This window comes from Nocardia sp. (assembly GCF_025465275.1).
GTDB lineage: Bacteria > Actinomycetota > Actinomycetes > Mycobacteriales > Mycobacteriaceae > Nocardia.
In genome coordinates this window covers 42631-62038 of record NZ_JAODNK010000131.1, presented here as the reverse complement: position 1 = coordinate 62038, position 19408 = coordinate 42631, and the positions used below count along the sequence as shown (strand labels likewise).

General features: G+C 64.9%; 20 protein-coding genes. 18 read left to right on the top strand and 2 right to left on the bottom strand.

Annotated features, from left to right (window positions below; translation table 11 throughout):
• Positions 1-17: 17 nt before the first annotated feature.
• A complete protein-coding gene (gene ligD, locus JWN03_RS28505) occupies positions 18-956 on the bottom strand; it encodes a non-homologous end-joining DNA ligase (protein ID WP_297621527.1) in 939 nt (312 codons plus the stop codon).
• Between the two features lie 187 nt (positions 957-1143).
• On the opposite strand from ligD, the gene JWN03_RS28500 reads away from it, so the two are divergent.
• The 4 genes from JWN03_RS28500 to JWN03_RS28485 are packed head-to-tail and all read left to right on the top strand — an operon-like array spanning position 1144 to position 5920.
• A complete protein-coding gene (locus tag JWN03_RS28500) occupies positions 1144-1977 on the top strand; it encodes a thioesterase II family protein (protein ID WP_366914488.1) in 834 nt (277 codons plus the stop codon).
• Positions 1967-2791, top strand: coding sequence for an SDR family oxidoreductase (locus tag JWN03_RS28495; RefSeq protein ID WP_297621523.1), 825 nt, complete (start codon positions 1967-1969; stop codon positions 2789-2791). Before JWN03_RS28500 ends, JWN03_RS28495 begins: the two co-directional genes overlap by 11 nt.
• A gap of 26 nt (positions 2792-2817) precedes the next feature.
• Positions 2818-5559, top strand: coding sequence for a non-ribosomal peptide synthetase (locus JWN03_RS28490; protein ID WP_297621521.1), 2742 nt, complete (start codon positions 2818-2820; stop codon positions 5557-5559).
• Positions 5560-5605: 46 nt separating this feature from the next.
• A complete protein-coding gene (locus tag JWN03_RS28485) occupies positions 5606-5920 on the top strand; it encodes a hypothetical protein (RefSeq protein ID WP_297621519.1) in 315 nt (104 codons plus the stop codon).
• A 124-nt stretch (positions 5921-6044) separates the two neighbouring features.
• Here JWN03_RS28485 and JWN03_RS28480 read toward each other — a convergent pair whose 3' ends face one another.
• Positions 6045-6497, bottom strand: a complete 453-nt coding sequence (locus JWN03_RS28480) for a MarR family winged helix-turn-helix transcriptional regulator (protein WP_297621517.1) — start codon at positions 6495-6497, stop codon at positions 6045-6047.
• A 169-nt stretch (positions 6498-6666) separates the two neighbouring features.
• On the opposite strand from JWN03_RS28480, the gene JWN03_RS28475 reads away from it, so the two are divergent.
• From JWN03_RS28475 to JWN03_RS28410, 14 genes are all read left to right on the top strand, one after another.
• Positions 6667-7254 carry a hypothetical protein gene (locus tag JWN03_RS28475; protein ID WP_297621515.1) on the top strand — a complete coding sequence of 196 codons (588 nt, stop codon included), beginning with the start codon at positions 6667-6669 and terminating at the stop codon, positions 7252-7254.
• A 965-nt stretch (positions 7255-8219) separates the two neighbouring features.
• Entirely contained in the window at positions 8220-8984 is a 765-nt protein-coding gene (locus JWN03_RS28470; protein ID WP_297621513.1) for a hypothetical protein, read from the top strand.
• Positions 8985-9768: 784 nt separating this feature from the next.
• Positions 9769-10554 carry a hypothetical protein gene (locus JWN03_RS28465; RefSeq protein WP_297621511.1) on the top strand — a complete coding sequence of 262 codons (786 nt, stop codon included), beginning with the start codon at positions 9769-9771 and terminating at the stop codon, positions 10552-10554.
• Complete coding sequence (locus JWN03_RS28460; RefSeq protein ID WP_297621508.1) at positions 10542-11303, top strand: class II glutamine amidotransferase; 762 nt, start codon at positions 10542-10544, stop codon at positions 11301-11303. Before JWN03_RS28465 ends, JWN03_RS28460 begins: the two co-directional genes overlap by 13 nt.
• A 271-nt stretch (positions 11304-11574) precedes the next feature.
• The gene (locus JWN03_RS28455; protein WP_297621506.1) at positions 11575-12777 is read left to right on the top strand and encodes a hypothetical protein; all 1203 of its coding nucleotides are present in this window, start codon (positions 11575-11577) and stop codon (positions 12775-12777) included.
• Positions 12765-13535 carry a class II glutamine amidotransferase gene (locus JWN03_RS28450; protein ID WP_297621504.1) on the top strand — a complete coding sequence of 257 codons (771 nt, stop codon included), beginning with the start codon at positions 12765-12767 and terminating at the stop codon, positions 13533-13535. Before JWN03_RS28455 ends, JWN03_RS28450 begins: the two co-directional genes overlap by 13 nt.
• Before the next feature lie 159 nt (positions 13536-13694).
• Positions 13695-14192, top strand: a complete 498-nt coding sequence (locus tag JWN03_RS28445) for a hypothetical protein (RefSeq protein WP_297621502.1) — start codon at positions 13695-13697, stop codon at positions 14190-14192.
• Positions 14186-14407: a hypothetical protein gene (locus JWN03_RS28440; RefSeq protein ID WP_297621500.1), complete on the top strand. Its 222-nt coding sequence runs from the start codon at positions 14186-14188 to the stop codon at positions 14405-14407. Before JWN03_RS28445 ends, JWN03_RS28440 begins: the two co-directional genes overlap by 7 nt.
• Positions 14408-14451: 44 nt before the next feature.
• Complete coding sequence (locus JWN03_RS28435; protein WP_297621498.1) at positions 14452-15141, top strand: hypothetical protein; 690 nt, start codon at positions 14452-14454, stop codon at positions 15139-15141.
• A gap of 71 nt (positions 15142-15212) precedes the next feature.
• Positions 15213-16064 carry a bifunctional DNA primase/polymerase gene (locus JWN03_RS28430; RefSeq protein ID WP_297621496.1) on the top strand — a complete coding sequence of 284 codons (852 nt, stop codon included), beginning with the start codon at positions 15213-15215 and terminating at the stop codon, positions 16062-16064.
• Between the two features lie 398 nt (positions 16065-16462).
• On the top strand, positions 16463-16759 hold the full coding sequence (locus tag JWN03_RS28425; RefSeq protein ID WP_297621494.1) for a hypothetical protein: 297 nt from the start codon (positions 16463-16465) through the stop codon (positions 16757-16759).
• A 318-nt stretch (positions 16760-17077) separates the two neighbouring features.
• Positions 17078-18205: a DUF4192 domain-containing protein gene (locus tag JWN03_RS28420; protein WP_297621493.1), complete on the top strand. Its 1128-nt coding sequence runs from the start codon at positions 17078-17080 to the stop codon at positions 18203-18205.
• The gene (gene dprA, locus JWN03_RS28415; protein WP_297621491.1) at positions 18189-19058 is read left to right on the top strand and encodes a DNA-processing protein DprA; all 870 of its coding nucleotides are present in this window, start codon (positions 18189-18191) and stop codon (positions 19056-19058) included. Before JWN03_RS28420 ends, dprA begins: the two co-directional genes overlap by 17 nt.
• Before the next feature lie 106 nt (positions 19059-19164).
• Entirely contained in the window at positions 19165-19404 is a 240-nt protein-coding gene (locus JWN03_RS28410) for a hypothetical protein (RefSeq protein ID WP_297621489.1), read from the top strand.
• Positions 19405-19408 lie beyond the last annotated feature (4 nt).

Genomic DNA, 19408 nt, shown 5'->3' with positions numbered 1-19408 from the left:
GGTGTTCGCTCGGCGCCTCAGCGCACCGGCGGCACGTCGACCTGCGCCGGGACTTTGTCGGTGCGCAATCCCTTCCAGCTCGGCATACGCAGGCGCGCGCCGGAGAATTCGCGATACTCGACGTCTCCGACCAGGATCGGATCCACCCAGCGCCAGCCTGCCGCAGCGGCTTCGGGTGGCGGCTCCTCGAAAGGACTTGCCGACGTTTCGATTTCACCGAGGGTGGCGCGAATGATGCGGCGGGCCGCCTGGGTGAAGCCGGTGCCCGCATTTCCGATGTAGACGAAGCGGCCGTTATCGTCGTATGCGCCGAGCACCAGTGAGCCGAAGGTGGATCCCATCGCGCCCGCACCTGGCGTCCAGCCCGCAACCACCGCCTCGGTGCGCTGCCGCAGCGGCGTCTTGATCCACGCGGGTGACCGGCGCCCCGGCAGATACACCGAATCGACACGCTTGGAGACGATCCCCTCCAGGCGATGCTCCAGCGCCACCTGCTGCAACTTCTCGGCATCGACGTCGATCCAGTGCGGCGGTGCGGAGAGCGGTACGGCGAAGTCCAATTCCGCCAGCCGTTTCCGGCGCTCGAGATAGGGCTCCGGCATGGTGTCGCGAGCGCCGATCCGCAGCACATCGAAGGCGAAGAACTGCACCGGAACCTCTGCTACGAGCTGCTCCGCGGGCAGTGCCACATGCATGCGACGCTGCAGACGCCCGAAGGACGGCGCGCCATCGGGCTCCTGCGCCACGATCTCCCCGTCGAGTAGCAGAGTTCCGGCCCCCGCCAGCACGTTCAGTGCGGCGACCACCTCTGGGTACGAGCCGCCGACCTCATTGCCATTACGGCTGTACAGCCGGCACTCCCCCGCCTCGCACACCGCGATGATCCGCACCCCGTCCCACTTCATCTCCACGGCCCATCCGGCGGCATCCGGCGGCACTCCCCCGATCGCCAGCATCGGCGCGGGAACACCATGTAGCGGCCAGGCCACGGTGAGCCGCTACCCGGGTATGCAATCGGGCAAAGAGGACATGCCTGGAGCTTGCCAAACGATTGCCGATGCGCATTGGCGGCTCGCCGCGTACGAGTCGCACGACAGAGCGGCGCTGCCGCGGGCGCTTGTGATGCAAGTGATCTAGGTCACAGTGACTTTCATTCGTTTCAACTATCAGAACAGATCAGGACACGAACCGATCTCAGCGGTCACAGCCGCCCCGAGCAGGGAAGTTCTGCCTGAACTCCGAATTGGAGACTCGAACACGGACGTATGCGATCATCGCCAAGTGTCGAATCTCAAGCTTGTTTGTCTTCCATTTGCTGGCTCCGGCGCTTCGTTCTTCCGCAATACGAAGTCCCCCGAAGGGATCGATCTACTGCCGATCCAGCTGCCGGGTCATGAAGAGCGGTTCATTGATCCGCCATTTGTGGACATCCGGACGGCGGCTGCCGAAGTTGCGGAATACGTTCGGGCAGAAAGTGACTCGGACAGCCGGATACTGGTATTCGGTCACAGCATGGGAGCAATTCTCGCTTTCGAGACAGCCCGCGCCCTCGGGGCCATGGTCGATCACGTTTTTGTGAGCGGATCGCCCGACCCCTGGCATCCACGCGCCGAGCGCGCCTCGACCCTGACCGACGAAGAGTTCATGGCAAAGGTGGAGGCTTTCGCGGGTTACACCCATCCCGCACTCGCCAATCCCGAAATGCGACAGCTGATTCTGCCCGTGCTGCGGGCCGACGTGCTTATGCACGAGTCGTACATCGCTGACCACGACACCGTCATCGATGTGCCCATCACCACGCTGCGCGGGACCGACGACGCACTGGTCTCGGAGGCCGATATGCTCGGCTGGCGCAAGGCGACATCGAGCAACTTCTCGATCGAGACGGTCGCGGGAGGGCACATGTACCTCGCTGACCACCTCGAGGAGACCCTGGAGCTCATCGCGGAAACCGCGCGTATCGCCCATGGCAAGTGAGGATCATCTAGTCGCGCTCGTCACCGGCGCGGCACGCGGTATAGGACGGGCCTGTTCCGTTCGACTGGCCGAGTCGAATATGTCCCTGGTGTTGATGGACATCGGCAAGGACACCCCCGAGGTGCCCTATCCACTGGGCTCGGAGAGCCAGCTCGAGCACACCCGGCGATTGTGCGTCGAAATGGGCGCGAATGCCGAAACATCCACGGGTGACGTTCGGAATACACGCGATATCGATGAGGCCATGCGGCTCGCGCTGCAGCGATTCGGGCGTCTGGACGTTGTCGTCAACTGCGCAGGCATTGTCGGTCCTTCGGGTAGCAGTGTCGAGGAGGTAACCTCCGACGACTGGTCGACCATGCTCGATATCAATCTCACCGGACCTTTCCAGGTCCTCTCCGCGGCCGCGCGAATAATGAAGCAGCAGGGCTCGGGCAGCATCATCAATATTGCTTCCACGGCCGGTCTGGTGGGCTATCGGAATTTCGCCGGATACGTGGCCTCGAAGCACGGATTGGTCGGATTGACCAAGGCCGCCGCCCTGGATCTGGCTCCCCATGGCATCCGCGTCAACGCGGTCTGCCCCGGATCTGTCCACGACGCACCGGAACTCGAAGGAAGAATGCTGCGCGAGGTCGCGAACGCACTCGACCTCAGCGGTGACCACGAGCAGATGTTCCTCCGCGATCAACCCTCGAACGCACTGGTCGCCGCGGAGGATATTGCCGAGACTGTCGCCTGGCTGGCCTCCAGCAGAAGCCGGAGCGTGGTCGGTTCGATAGTCACTGTCGACGGCGGCTTCACCTCCCGATAATCAGCCCTCGCACAGAAGCGCAGCCGATGAAAACTTCTCACGACGTCACCGATGGCGGACTCGACGTCCCATCGCACCCTGTCGGAATCGCAGTCCGTGTCAGCACGCCCGGCGGCGTCGACGAGCTTGCCGCCCGGGTTGCCGCCGCGCTCGGTGGAGATCCCGAAACGCTCGGGATCTGGCACCAGAGCGCCCCTTTCGACTCCTCCTCGGAGCGAGCGGGCAGACTCGTGCGCCAGCAGTTGGCGCATCCGCTGCCCGCAGGGCTGCGTGCGCGGCTGACCTGCACCAGTTATGCCGGCGGTGTCACCGACCTGGTGCTGCTGGCGGACGGCAACCTTGGTGCCGTTCGCGCCGAGTTCGATCGTGCCGGAGCACAATCCTTACCGGCTCTGCCCGACACGTCCGATTCCCTGATCGGCGCTGTCGACATCGAATTCGGTGATGCGTACCGGACCGGAGAATTGGCGGCCGCGGTCGTCATCGTGCTGGCCCGCTTCCTGGATACCGCGGCCCTCTCGGTCGACTTGGCGACGGCAGACGTATTGCTGGAGTCACCGACCGTCCGTGAGCGAATGGTCTCCAAGTCCCGCGCTGCCGCATGCGAATTCGGATTGCACAGTTCGATCGGGGATGTAGCGTCCCAGCTTTCGGCCGCCCCGCCGGGTGCAACCGCCCCAGCGGCGCAGCAGGAATCCGACCATGGTCTGCGGTCGGTGCGAATCATCGATTACACCGCCGCGCCAGGCGTTTTCCTGCCGAGGCCGGCCGCATCGCACGATTTCGACGTCGCGATCCATCCGACCTCCGATCCGGGTATCGCCCGGGTACTGCTGAAGAGCCGGGCGGCCGAGGCGGCCGAGTTCATTCATCAGATCGCGCGAGTACTCGGCTTCGTCTATGCGCAGATCCCGGTGTCAGGCCCGGATCTGCGACTCCTCGATATCGCATATACCGATGTCCCGGAACCGATCTCGGTCGACGCCGGGAGCGCCCCGGGCCCGGGTGGTCGAATGGAACAGCGCATTGCCGCGCATGCGGCTGCCCGCCCTTCCTCGACGGCTGTACTGGACGGGACCACGTCGACGTCGTTCCGGGAACTTGATGCGGAATCCGAGCGCATCGCGGCAGGCCTGCTGGAGCTCGGGGTACTGCCCGGCGACTTCGTGGTGGTCGCGGCGGCGAAGTCCGCGACGCTGTTCGCCACGATGCTGGGCATCTGGAAGTGCGGCGCTGCCTACGTTCCCGTCGATATCGAGTTCCCGGTGGAACGCCTGCGGTACATCATCGAGGACTCCCGCGCGCGGGTGGCCGTGGTCGCGCCGGAGTTGCTGACCGCACTACCGGATTCGATTCGTGCGGTGGAGATTTCGACCCTCGCCGCCCGCGAGCCGTCGGAAGTCGCACTGCCGGGCGGATTGTCGGAGTGTGCGCCCGCCTATGCGATCTACACCTCGGGCACCACCGGCCGGCCCAAAGGCACGGTGATCGCCCACCGCAGTGTGGTCGCACTGATCGACTCACTCACCGAGAAGTTCGCACTCTCGGACACGGACGTGTGGAGCGCGTTTCATTCACCCGCCTTCGACTTCTCGGTGTGGGAGATCTGGGGCGCACTGGCCACCGGCGCCGCCGTGGTCGTCGTACCGAAGAGCGCGGCGCGCGATCCGCACCAGTTCCACGAGCTGCTGCGCAGAACCGGTGTGACGGTGCTGAACCAGACGCCGTCGGCCTTCGCCCACCTGGTGGATTTCGATGCGCACGCACCACTGCTCGACGCGGTCCGGCTCGTGATCCTGGGCGGAGAAGCATTGCAGGCGAACAGTTCCGCAGCCTGGCTGGACCGCTATCCCGCAAGTCGCTGCCAGCTGGTGAACATGTACGGGATCACCGAGACCACCGTCCACGTCACCGCGCAACCGGTGACCAAGCACACGACACTGCGCGCGCCCCGATCGGTGGGACACGCCATCGCGGGTTGGCACTGCACCGTGCTGGGCCCCGACCTCCGACCGGCGCCCCCGGGATTTCCGGGCGAGATATTCGTCGCCGGTGCCGGTCTGGCGCTCTACTATTCGGGAAATCCCGCGCTGACCGCAACGAAGTTCGTGGCGGGCCCCGAAGGACAGCGGTGGTACCGCAGCGGCGACCTAGGGCGAATCCGCACCGACGGCACGCTCGAGCATCTCGGCCGCATCGACCATCAGATCAAGATCAACGGCTACCGCATCGAACTGGATGAGATCCGTAACTGCATCGCACGCCAAGCCGGCGTCCGGGACGCGATCGTGGTGTTCAACAAGGCCGGTGGCCGGTTCGAAACCGCACGCCTGGACGCCTATGTAGTCGGGGACGAGCTGGATCTGTCCGAGCTGCGCGGCGCGGTCTCCCGCATGCTGCCCTTGTACATGCGGCCGGCGTCCTACACGGTCGTGGACAAGATTCCACTCACCACCAATGGAAAGGTCGATACCGCACGCCTGCCCGCACCCGACACCGGCTCGCACCCGGCCGAGCCGGCACCCGCGCCGGATTCCGCAGCGGAAACGACTGGCGCACAACCGATCCTGACCCGAGTATGGTCGTCGGTCCTCGGCGTCGAGCCCGGCGCGGAAGACAATTTCTTCCTGTCCGGAGGAAATTCGCTCGCAGCCATCCACCTCAGCACCGAGCTCGGCAAGAACGCGGTTCCGATACCCCTGAGCCTGCTGTATCAGTACCCGGTGTTCAAAGACCTGCTGGCCGCCATCGGAGAGAAGGCGCTCTAGGCGGGCCACCGCGCCCCGGCGGCCACCCCGAAATACACTCGCGTCCATGACTCCTCAGGAAGACTTCGAGCGCGTCGCCGCGCAACTCGCCGACCTCGGCGTCGTTACATCGAAGGTCTTCGGCAAGCCCGCCTATAAGGACGCGAACGGCAAAGCCTTCGCCTGCCTCTTCCGAGACGGTCTGGCCTGCCGACTGATCTCCGGCACCGAGGAACATATCGAAGCTCTCGCCCTGCCGGGCGCCGCCCTGTTCGACCCCTCCGACCGCCATCGCCCGATGAAGGACTGGGTCGTCGTCCCGCACACCGACACCGCCCGCTGGATCACCTACGCCGAAGCCGCCTACCGGCGACCCCGCTGAGACGGCCCGGCCGCCGCGCCACGTACTTCGGGATCGGCAGCCGAGCGAGCCGGCAGTCGGCGGGCCTCGCTGCATGCAGAATGAACGAAACAGCTTCGGCAGCAGTCATTTCCGTGCCGGTGGATCAGCGGTCACCGACCGGCGCACTGGGCGCCGCGAGCCGAGCGAGCAGGTCCCGGAGGCTTGCGGCTTCTCCCACGGACAGGGTCGTGTGGAGGAACTCGTCCTCCACAACCCTGACGCGCTTCTTGACCCTCGCGTACAGATCGCGCCCGCTACCGGTCAGGTGAACAGTCCGCTGTCGTTGATCGCTCGCACGTGCACGAGCGACGAGTCCGCGCACGGTCAGCTCGTCCAGATGCCTGCCCAATCGAGTCGGGTCGCGGCGGGTGCGGCGCGACAGCTCGACCTGCGACACGACCTCCGTCGACGCCAACTCGGTCACAATCGCGTACTCCCACATCGACAGCCCCGCCTCCCGCAGGATCGGTTCCTCCAGCGCCGCCAGCTGTGGAAACACGTGAGCCAGCAGTGCACCCAGGTCCGGCTCGTCCCCCGCCTCGCCCTTCTCAGACATAGACGCCCTTTCATAAATAGTCTACCGTGGTAGAGGATCTACCGCGCCGGCATCCGGCGTGTTCAGTGTCCCCGACCCCAGCACGGGCGCCGGGATGTGCCGAGTCCCCACCTCACCAGGATGTGGAGACCAGCGAAGTGGGAAGTGAGGACACGCCGTGGATGTATCCATGTTGCACACCCTGACCGAAGACCTGGCGTCGTTCCTATCCGAAGTCACACAGGACGCGCTGGGGTGTCCGGTGCCGCATTCCGCGCGGGACGTGGGTGAGCTGTGCCTGCACCTCATCGACCAGAACATCGACGTCGCCACAGCGGTCGCAGGCGAGAAGGTCGCATACCGGCAGTGGGCCGGCTCGTTGGACAGGGCCTCCCTTGATACCTCCGTGGACTATTACTACGGCGGTGCCGGACTCGAAGTGGGCTACCGGCGGACGGCCGGTCTCATGGAGAACTCCTTCGCCTCCGTGACAGATATGAGCCGGCTTCGTCGAGTGAAGGGGTTTCAGGAAGAGGTCGACATTGCGACCCTTTACGAGGAGCAAATCAGGAACACGGTCATCCATACCTGGGACGTAGCCCAAGCACTGGGCTTTTCCTATCAACCGGCCCCCGGTGTCACCCAGCGGATCCTGCGGACGACTGTCCTGCGGACACCGCCGTCCACGGTCCCGGATGGCACCGGCGCATGGCCCGGCGGCGTCGATGACGCGAGCGCCTTCGCGGCCGTACTCACGCTGTCGAGCCGCGGGCGCTGATTTTGCGGACAACACCACGTCCTGCACGTTTGATGTTGTCGGCAGCGGGAATTGCCGCCCTATGTTCATCATCATCGGGAGTCAGAAATTCGTGGTGCCGTCAAGCTAGGTTTGGGGGCTTCTACCTGCACAAGCTAGCTCCCATCGAAGCTCATCATTTCCCGACGTTTCTCAGCCAGTCGACTCACGCAACGGGATTATGACGGGACAGGCCGCATACCGATACGGGGTATCTGTGCGCCAGCCCCATGCGGCCTGTACCCGGAACTTCGTGAACGCGAAATCATTAGGTCGGCAGGTCGCCCTCATCCGGCCACCACGCCCAGACAGAACCCGACGTCCCCACATCTGCACTCAGAACGACCCGACAAGGTGCCGAGGGGCCGATCGGTTAAGCCGAGGTTCCAATTGCCGAGCCACCACGCACGGCGATCAACTTGTGCAGACATACCGCGTAGGACAGGGCTGAGATCGCGGCTGCCTATCCGGCGCCGATACCTCAAGCGCTAACGCGCAATCAACTACCGCAGCCCCTCCGCCGAACCCACCGGCGCGTCACGCCAAGACACGCGGAGAAATATCAAAATCCAGCGACTCCCCAGCAAACACGTCTCAACCATCCTGGCGCATCACTACGTCGGCGGGTCGAACCCCGTTGCGACACCATGGATTGGGGCATCAGCCCCCGCACGCGGGGGATGGTTCTCCCGGGCAGATCCTGAGTGACGGCCGCATGATGTCGGCCCCGCACTGTATCGGGGTAGCTGTTCGTCAGGCTGGGCATCGTGTTCACGTTGCTAGACAACGGCTTTCATGAGCGTTGGTGAGACGGGTTGCCAGATCACCTTGCCTGGAGTGTGCCGAAGCGGGCGATGAGGAGGCCGCACTTCCGACCCATTGACCGGCTATACCGCCCCCGCACTGTCGTGCCACCAGCGAACGCGTCGAACATGAAGGAACCGTTGATGACATCAGAGATCAACCACACAACTCCCACTCGACAGTCGCGCCGCAACGGTGTTCGATGGATCGAAACATCGCACCACCGGGAACCAGCACAGGCGCTGTTGCGCGGCAACCGTCTCCGTCGCGGCGCAACCGCAGCGGGACAGGATGCCACCGTGGGATACGACTTCAACTGCCCCACATGCCAACACGACGACCAGGTACAGAGCGTGCCCGCGATCCGGGCATCGGGAACCGCGACGTCCTTCGGATCCGACTACTACTCCGGGGTCGGTATCGGCCCGAGCGGTCTCGTCCCGGTGTTCGGCTCGACCACGATCGAGCGAACCCGCTCCACCCGGCTGGCGCAGTCGCTGGCACCGGAACCGGCGCAGCGACGCACAGGCAAGCTGATTCTGCTCGGCCTCATACTCTCGATGCCCGCGCTTCTCATCGCTGTTGCTGCTGTCATAGGAATCGTTGAACCCCACAAGGATGTCTCAGTACCCCTGTACATCCTCGTATGTATGGGTTACGTGTTCTCACTCGCGACCCCTTCTCTGCTGCTACTCACAGCAGCCGTACTTCGGAGGCGCCGCAACAATCGAATCATCCGCGGTCGCCACGCCGCTCGAAGTGTTTGGAACGCTGGCTACTACTGCCACCGATGTGGCTACTGCTTCTGGCCGTACGCCGTTGCACCCGGGATTCCGGCACAACAGTCATTCTCTCCCAACGACTTCCGCCGGATCGTTTGGAGTGCAGGCGATTACGCAAATATCTAGCTGTAGATCCTCGCAGCTACGGGACAGGAGCGCTGCACGATCGAAGGCGCCCTCATTGCCCTGACTACCAGCACCTGCCTATCCACACGTACCGCTATCGCACGTGCCCCAGAACAAAGCGGCAGCATGTAGACCCCGAAGCGTGACGTTGTATTCGCTCTGGGCGCCTGAGTAGAGATATCCCGAAGTCATGCGAGCTGTGCATGACGGAGCCTTGGCTACAAGCGCGGCCACCCTCTGATACCACTCCGCGCCAGACTGCACCTTCATTTCTTCTGCTCAGAATGCTCGATTCTTCTTTGCCGTGACGGAATTCCCTCCGTCGCGGCGTTTGTCGTTTCTCGACCCAGTGGAAGGCGATCCCGCTATGCCCGTACCTGCTTCGCCGGCGCCGTCGTGCGCGGTGTGTCATTCTGTAGTTTCCGGTCGGCGACAACGAATCTTGGATGCCGAGACAGTCTGCCCACCATGTGTGTCGGTCTTGCCGCGCTGCGACCGGTGTCGCGAACCCAGTCGGTACCTGGCAGTGACCGTCGAACTCGGGCGGCTGTGCCGCACGTGTGCAGCGGGATGGTCGGAATGCGCGCGCTGCCGGTACCACGCGCCCACCACATTTCGCACCGATACCGGTGACCGGGTCTGCCCACACTGCGTCAACCGATTCTTCGACCGCTGCACTGTATGCACCCTCTACACCGCCGATAGCCGCTACGTCTCCGGCGGCTTCCGCGTGTGCTCGCGGTGCGCACAGAATTACCGCTCGTGTGTGGACTGCGGGACGCTCATGCCCGAGCACACCGACTGCGACAGCTGCGATTCCGGTGGTCGGATCTGGAATTACAACTACAAGCCCGATCCGCGATTCTTCGGCCACGGCCCGGTGTTTCTCGGCCTGGAACTGGAAATCGTTGTCCCGTCCCATAATTACCAGGCGTGTGCGTCGACGGTCAGCGACCATGTGCGTGATTTGGCGTATCTCAAGTACGACTCCTCGATCGAGCCGCTGGGCTTCGAACTGGTCACCCATCCGATGGACTACCGGTTCGCGATGGAGCAGTTTCCCTGGCAGCTGCTCGAGCGTCTGAGGAATCTCGGGTGCCGCTCGGATCAGAACGTCGGTATCCACGTGCATGTTTCGCGCGACGGGTTCGACTCGGCCGCACACATCTACCGGTGGGCCAAACTGATCTACCGCAACGAACCGCAAACAGTAGCCCTGGCCCGGCGACGATCGACATACGCCGAGTTCTCCACCACCGCGCGCGAGCGGGTCAAGCACACCGCCAAGAACGATATGCACCGGTACGGATTGAACCGGTACCAGGCCATCAATCCGCACCCACGCCAAAGCCTGGAATTGCGTGTATTCGCCGGATCCCTTGACCTGCAACAGGTTCAAGCAGCACTGGCGTTCGCTGCGGCCACCGTCGAATACACCCGCACCCTCACCTCCACCGACGTCATCCAGCAGCACGGCTGGGACTGGGATCAGTTCACCGCGTGGGTGAACCAGCGCGAGCAATACGCACCCCTGGCCGCGGAGATGGCGGTGCTCGCATGTGCTTGCTGACGTTTCTGCCGAGCGGCATCGACCCTGATATTGCGGCGCTGAGAAACGGCGCTCACGTCAACAGGGACGGTCACGGGTTCGCCGTGGTCACCGATACCGGCATCCTGGTCGGCCGCGGCATGGACGCCGAGCAGGTGATCGATGACTTCACCGCTGTCCGGAGGCGGCATCCGGACCACCCGGCACTGTTCCACAGCCGCTACGCCACTCACGGCACGGTCAGCCTCGACAACTGCCACCCGTTCCGGCTCGGCCGAGATGAGCGAACAGTGTTGGCGCACAACGGTGTTCTCCCCCGTCGGGTACAGCCAGCGCCGTACGACCCTCGTTCGGATACCCGAATCGCCGCCGAAACCTACCTCCCGCGAGATCCTTTCGGGTCCTACGACACCCTGCGTGGTCGGCGTTGCCTGGAGTCGTGGCTCGGGAGCAGCAAACTCGTCCTGCTGACGGTCGACCCGAGTTTCGCCGAGAACGCCTATGTGTTCAACGAATCGGCCGGGATCTGGGATACCGGGATCTGGTATTCCAACCCTGGCTATCGACCTGACATGACATCTGGGCTGCTGCGCGCACGGGCATGGATGTATGTGTGTGAAGGCTGCGGTGATGTCGACTTCAGCCGACGCGGCCGGTACTGCGGCCGCTGCGGTTGGTGTTTTCACTGCGCCAACGTCTTTCCCCACTGCGATTGTGGCGCGGCTTCACGCACGCCCGCCCTCGCGCTGCGCCACAGCGACATCCGCTAGCTCCACCCTTCGGTGAACCGGCGGCATCAGTTCTCCAGCAACATCAAATCTCCAGTTGCGCTCTCATATGTCTACCTCCTCCGACCGCATCCGTCGGTCCAGCCGCGGCTGATCCGGCCGTCTTCGCCGCGCACACGCGATGTGTTCGCGAAACTCGCGCGCCCCACCCCCGAAGTTCCATGCACGCCGAGCACACGCGCCTACGGCGGCGATTTCGTCTGCCCATCCTCGGATTCCGCCTGCCCTTCTTCATCGCCCAGGAAGGCCCCCTATGCCCACTACGCTGACAGCCCGCACCCCCTGCGCCCGTTGCGCTGCAACGCTTCCCGACGATCCCCCTGGCCACGAGCGCGGGGCGCTGTGCGCGGCCTGCGAGAGTCTTCCGTTCTGCAACGACTGCGGTGACCGCGTCACCACGGTTCACACCACCGTCGATGACGGGACCTTGTGCACCGACTGCGCTGCGCGATGGCGCGAATGCGAATGCTGCGAGCTCTACACCTCTTCCGAGGACCACACCGTCACCGACGGCGTCGTCTGCGACGGGTGCCGCGACTACCACTACTGGTGGTGCTCGGAATGCCGCCTGTACGCCCGCTCCGTACGACTGCTCGACAACGATGAAAACGTCTGCGGCGACTGCGCGGACCAATACCGCGAATGCCACGACTGCGATCGCCTCACCAGCAGCACCTACTGCTCCTATTGCGATGCCCACCAGCGCGATGACCGGATCTACGACTACACCTACAAACCCGACCCCGTCTTCCACGGCGAAGGCCCGGTCTACCTCGGGCTGGAACTCGAGGTCAAAACACCGAGCCGTGCCCTCGAGGACTGCGTCGACATCGCCACCAACCATCTCGGGCGGATCGGCTACCTCAAAGAGGACGGATCCATCGGCTACGGCAACGGATTCGAACTGGTCACCCACCCGATGAGCTACACCTGGGCCATCGAAAAGTTTCCCTGGAATGTGTTGCGGGAGCTGCGTGTTCGTGGCGCCTATATCGACAACGAGGTCGGGATCCACGTCCACGTCTCCCGCGACGGATTCGACTCCCCGGCGCACGTGTACCGGTGGATGAAGTTTTTCTACCGCAACGAATCCCATGCCGTGCGGCTGGCTCGCCGCCGCAGCGAGGACTGGGCCAGCTTCACTCCCGAAACTCGCGCCGGCATCGCCAAATTCGCCAAGGGCGAACGCTTCGGCTACGGCCGCTACCAGGCTATCAACGTCTATCCGCAAGAGACCTTCGAAGTGCGCATCTTCGCCAGTTCCCTACACCCCCAACAGGTCCAAGCCGCTCTGGCCTTCGTCGCCGCCTCGGTGGAATACACCCGCACCCTCACCTCCGGTGACGTGGCGCGCCGGCGGGGTTGGGAATGGACCGCGTTCGTCACCTGGGTGCGAGCACACCCGATCTACCTGCCCTTGCTGGCGGAAATGGAGGCCCTTTCATGTGCATCTTGAGCTTCTACAAGCCCGGCATCGTCCCCGATCTGGAAACGCTGCGCGACGGGGCGGCCGCAAACCCGCACGGACACGGCTACGCGATCGTGGCCGACGACCACATCCTCGTCGGCCGCGGGCTCGACGCCGACGCAGTGATCAACGAATTCGCTTCCGCGCGAGCACTGTTCCCCGATACTCCGGCGTTGTTTCATTCCCGCTTCGCCACCCACGGATATGTCAGCGAGCAGAACTGCCATCCCTTCGCGATCGGCGGGGATGAGCGAACGGTGCTGGCACACAACGGGGTCCTCCCCCAGATCGTGCACCCCCGGATCGGCGATCCGCGCTCGGACACCCGGGTGGCGGCCGAGGACTTCCTTCCCCATGAGCCGTTCGGGCCAATCGATTCCTGGACCGGCCGCACCGGGCTCGAGTACTGGCTGAACAGCGACAAGATGATCATCTTGACCGTCGACCCACGCTACAAGCACACCGCATACCTGCTCAACGAACACCACGGGCACTGGTCCGCCGACGGGATCTGGTACTCCAACCACTCGTATCGGTGGCGCGCACCCGGCACCACCGCGAAGCCCGGTAGCTACCTCTACGACTACTGCGACTACTGCGGCCAGTACGACATCGAACGCACCGGACCGCACTGCGCGGCATGCGGGTTCTGTGAGGAGTGCTGGCACGAATTCCCGCACTGCGACTGCGAATTCCTCGCCGGCACCGATCGCTACGCCGACCTCAAATACTTCGACGCCGCCTGACCGTGCCGACCCGGAACGCTCCATCACCGACCACACCGTCCGAGAGTCGCGGCCACGCATCGACAGAACGGAGTTCCCGCGTGATTCCCTCGTCCATCCCATCGAACTCGAACCGGCGCAGCGTTTCTCAGCTGCCCAACCACAGTGGCGGTGATATCGGTGGTCACTGACCCGCACAGCCATACCGCCCGGCTGCGCATCGTGCCCGGCTGCGAGGATGCGCTCCCCGAGGCGCCCTCGGGCGGGGTGCTCGTCGTCGGCTATCGCGTCAGCTTCGCCACCGCACCCGAGGGCGGAACACCGGTAGCGGCCTTCGCCGCGATCAGCACAGCCGCGACCGCCACCTCGACCGCACCACGCATGGCATTGATCTCGGTCGAACGCGCCACCCGGATCCACAGCAGAAACGCCGATGGCAACAGCGAAATCCGCTGGGAAGAAAACCATTTCACAGGCTTCGGCGACTCCGGGATTCAGTGGCACCTACTGCCAGTCGATGCCTGCCCCGAACGAGGTTTCGTCATCGCGTCCGGCGCGTGGAGCGCCAGCGGCTACCAGGCGGTACTGACACGGTCGGTGAGCGCCGAGGTCCCCTTCGCACCGACCGTGGTCGCCGTGCACAACGCCAACCCGCACACCGGGCACACCCGATGGTGATCACCGACGCCAAGGCTCTGCTGGCGTGGATCGAGGCGTCCCTGCCTGAGGTCGCCCCTGCGGCGTTCGGTCCCTGGCTCGCGGAACCGGCGGGCCCGGGCGCCGTCTCTGCTGTGGTCCACGTACGAATCGAGTCCGCGGCCCGGCCGACACGCTCGATCATCGTGACCTTGTCCGCGCACCCGACCACTGACAACGACTCCGCATCGTCCTGACCACGTTGCTTCCGCGAGCAATCGCCCGTTCCGAGGAGAGAGCTGTGAATTTCGATGCATCGTCAGCGAATTCGTCCCGACCCCCCGTCCTAGCTGACCTGCACGACGCGCCGACCGCGCAAGGTCTGACCATTCCGTATCTGACGCTGTGTCACCGCGGACGCCGCTCACCGGTCTGGGGCGCGATCGACCCCGAACGCTACGCAGTGGTGCTCGGGCTGCGGTTGTGCCAGGTCTGCGGCGAAGAGCTCGGGAAGGGAGAAGGGCCCGGCAACCAGGTCGTGGTCTTCATCCGGCCGCAGGACTGGCTCCGTGGCATCGCACCCGAACCCGGGCTACACCCTTCGTGCGCCGCCTACTCGACACGGGGGTGCCCGATGCTGGGCGGGCGCATGCCGACCTACCGATCCAATGCCGTGGCCGCGCGCATCACACCGTGCGATGACCCCGACTGCGAGTGCCACCAATGGACCATGCCCGATCCCGAATCCGCAGAAGCCCAACGTGCGGGCAAACCCGCCGACCCGTGGTATTCCGCGTTGATCGACGCACGCGACTACGAGATCGTCCATGTCGACGGCAACGAATCCAGCCCCTCCGGGTACGGTGTCCGCTTGCACAAGGTGCCGATCGTGCGACTACGCAAAGTACGCGGCACCCCCGACAACGAGCCGACAGTACTCGATATGGTGGCAGCGGCACTGGATCTCAACCGGCTCACCGACACCCTATGACCTGGGCACGATCAGCGGACACCCGCACGCCCGCACGCACCGGGCGTCGGGCTTCCCGACAATCCGCGGGAATGCTGCCTACGGCCTTGGCCAACGCTGAACGCGGCTTCCACATCTTTCCTCTGCACGCCTACTCCAAACTTCCCGCGATCACCGACTGGGAGAACCAGGCATCGCGGGACCCCGACCGGATCCGTGCGTGGTGGACTCGCGGCCCGGCCCTGAACGTCGCGATCGCCTGCGGGCCGAGCCAGTTGCTCGTGCTCGACCTGGATGCTGCGCACCAGCATCCGGAAACAGAACCGCGCAAGACCCACGAGGGACGAGACTCGCTCGCAGACTTGGCAGTCCGGCACAGCCGGCCGATGCCGGTGCCGACTTTCTGTGTGGCGACCCCGTCGGGCGGCTGCCACTTGTATTACCGAGCCGATCGGTTTCCGCAGTTGCGCAACACGATCGGTCTTCTCGGACCGCGAATCGATACCCGGGCACAGGGTGGTTACGTCGTCGCGGCGGGCTCGCGGCTGCGACACGGTCACTACCAGGTGCTCGATCCACGAGAGCCCCTCGGCTTACCCGCATGGCTCGCAGCGCTGATGACACCGCCACCGCCGACAGAGCCCATCCGCGGCGAGAACCGGCCGCACCATCCTGACGCGTACGTACGGGCCGCGGTGGCCAATCAGGCCGCCCGGGTGCGCGCAGCCTTCCCGGGGACACGGCATCGGACGCTGTTGCTGGCGGCCAATAGCCTGGGAAGGCTTGTCGGACAGGGCATTCTCGCCCGGCGCGACGCGCAGGCCGCCCTCTACGACGCGGCCGCCACTCATATCGGCATAGAACGGTTCACTCACGCCGAGGCCGAACGTACCATCGGCGATGGCTTGGATTACGCCGCGCAGCGAACTACATCCCTTGCCTGAGGCATCGTGTGGCCGGTTCGAGCCAGGCGATGACACACACGATCACGGAGCCTCGGAAGAGGGTTCCCCCTTCCGGCGCTGCTCGCGAGTATCGGTGTCGGCGTGAGCAATCTGCGACGATGCCAAACCCGCAGAGTTCATTGCTGCATTGGATTCAGTGCCGTGGGTTGGGGCGGGGGGCACGTTGTCGGGGAGGGCTGCGCCGTCCCGGTGCCCGCTGGGTTTTCCGCCCTGCCTTGGGCCGGGTCGGAAGTGTTACCGACCGGGGCGTTGTTCGTGGACGGGTGTCGACCTGGGGGGACCGTAGCGGCGGCTGGCAGATCCGTGGATTCCGCGGATTGGGGTGGTGGCCTGCGTCTGGACTGGTGTGAGGTGCCCGCGCGGGAACCGCCGAGAAGTTGGCGAGCGCGTTTGACTGCAATTTCGAGCAGATCGGCGACTTCCTCGTCGGTGGGCACCTGCGCGCGAACCACCGCTGCGGCAGCGGCTTGTTCGTCTTCGTGGGTCGCGATCTCGGCCATCGCATCATCGATCACAGCGGCGATCTGCGTTTGCAACCGCTCGACTTCATTATCGCGGCGCTGTTGTGTGTGGGTAATCGCGTTCCATGCAGCGAGGTAGTCGCCCACTGCGCGGGTAATGGTCTTCTCCCGCTCGGTGGCCGCGGCGCGGCGTTGCAGACTGCGCTGGCGTGAGCGTTGCAGGCGTGCAACAAGTTCCGGCGACTGCGGGGCGAGAGAGCGAGCCCGACGCGGGTGAGGGTCTTCGGTCATGGCGAACAACTCCTGACAGGTACACGACAACCCAGCCAGTCCCTCGCGCACCTCACGCTACCGACCACCAGTCACACGCTGCGAGACCTTCGCCGATTCGTTGCACACGCCCGCACAACCGACCGTGCCCAAGGGCACTGCGGCGGCGGGCTCCCTCACATACCTGGGCCACATGCGCGTCGCCGACCGATGCCACGTCGTCCGAATCTCCTCGCTGCCACACGATTAGGAGTTCCCTGCATGCATTCGCCGCCGCCTATCGCCGATCCAGCCGACCTGATCGTTTCTGTCCCCGCCATGCTCGGCTTCACCCCGAACCGGTCACTGGTCCTGGTCTTCGTGAAACGTGAAACCGGTTGCGATCGAGCGCTCTCCGTACCGCTCGCAGTGCGCACGGCGTCTCCGCTGGAGCAGGAACGACTCACCGACACCGAGATCGCACACCTCGCGGCACGAATGTGTCGCCAGGCGGACGCGTCCGCCGTGCTGGCGGTCCTGGTCGATGACCGCCAACCGCGACCTGCCGTACCGGTCACCACCGATGACCGGTACGGCTCTGTTCTCGAGGCTCTGGATACGCATCTCGATTCGATGGGCCTGAAACTCGGCGGGGCCTTCAGTGCACGTGTCATCACTACCGACGCCGCATGGTGGAACCCACTCGACCCCCAACAGCACGGGCACCTCCCGAACCCTGCCAGGTCACCGATCGCGCTAAGACACAAGGCTATTGGTCGGCCTATCCACCGCACGCGCGACGAACTCGCCGCTTTCGTGGATATCGATCTGGCACTGCGCGATCAAGTGGCCGCACTGCTACCGAACGCCGCCGCGGACACGCAACAGCGGTTGGCCCGCACGGTGCGCATCGGCGACCCGGACGCCTACACCCGCCAAGAGGTGTGGCAGGTGATGCAGACCATCAAAGCCTTCTCCGCCAACACCGTCCCCGCACCGCAGACATTGGCGAACGTGGCTGTCGCTCTGCGTGATACGGACGTACGGGACGTGATGTTCGGCGTCGCCGCCGGTGTCTATGCCGACCGCGCCGAACGGCTCTGGACTGTTCTGACGCGGGCGCTACCGGACCCGGACCGCGCCGAAGCGGCCACCCTGCTGGCTTTCCACGCGCTGCTGCGCGGTGAGGGGGTGCGCGCAGGAATCGCGGTGGACGCCGCGCTGGCCGCGGACCCCGAGCACCGCATGGCATACCTGCTGGGCATTGCAGCCGCGACTGCTACACCGCCGCAGCGGATGCGCCGATTGTGCCGTACCGGGATAGAGGCCGCTGCTGTGCTGCGCATCGATCTCGGTGCTGCAGAACCTGATTCACACACCAAGGAGAACCTCGATGGCCACAAACGATGAGCGTCTGCTGGCGTGGGCGCTGCTCTCGCGCGCAGCGTTGGCTTCCCCGGATACGGTGCGCGCTCTGCTCGCGGCGCACGGGCCGGTCGATTCGGCCGAACGCATTGCTGCCGACGGGGTGCGTTCACGATTCGGCCCGCAGACCCGCGGCACGGCAGAGCTCGACCTCGAACGGGCTGAGCGCGTCGGCGGTCGGCTGCTCACCCGTGACGACCCGGGCTGGCCGGCCGCGCTCAGTGATCTCGACACCGTCGAGGCCCACACTCCGATCGCGTTGTGGACCCGTGGGCCCGGGCAGTTGAACCTGCTCACCGACCGCTCCATCGCCGTCGTCGGTGCACGCGCCTCCACCGGGTATGGCGAGAAGGTCGCCCGGTATGTCGGCATGGACCTGGCTGCACAGGGGTGGACCATCCTCAGTGGTGGCGCGTTCGGTATCGATGCGACTGCTCATGCGGCCGCTCTCGAGGCCGGGCAGCCCACCGTGGCAGTCCTGCCGTGCGGACTGCACCGGCTCTTCCCCCAGGGCAACGCCGACCTGCTGGCCGAGATCGAGAAGACCGGGCTGCTGGTCAGTGAATACCCGCCCGGTGTCGAACCCAATAGGAATTTGTTCCTCGGGCGCAACCGCATCGTCGCGGCCCTGGCGGCGGGAATCGTGGTGTGCGAGTCCGGGATCCGCAGTGGTACCGCCAACACCGTGCGCTGGGGCAACAAACTGCGGCGGCCCGTCATGGCCGTACCTGGGCCGATCGACTCAGCCGCTTCCCGCGGCTGCCACGAGTTCATCCGCACCGGTCAGGCGCGGCTGGTCACCAGCGCACACGAGGTCTTGGACCTACTCGAGCACTGATCCCGATATCTCGCGCCGTTGCTGCGACTCGCGGCAGCCACCGCGGTCCTGCGTAACCACACACCCTTCCCGCGCTATCGATTGTCAACATCCTCGGAGGTCATTCATGTCCGTCAAATCCTTTGCTGTCATCAGTATCTCGCGTGGTGAGTATGAGCAACTGGTGCATCGTGGCCGTGCCGGAGCCGTGCCGGCGATCGAGTCCACTCCGGTACTGGATCGGTGGCGCGCCGAGCACCCCGACTGGCGCGGCCGGCACTGGAGGTTCATCGCCGACGACCGTGACGTGCTGCGGCTGCGCCCGCTCAACGTCACCCGCGCCGAGCGCCGCCCGATCGCTGCCTGACACA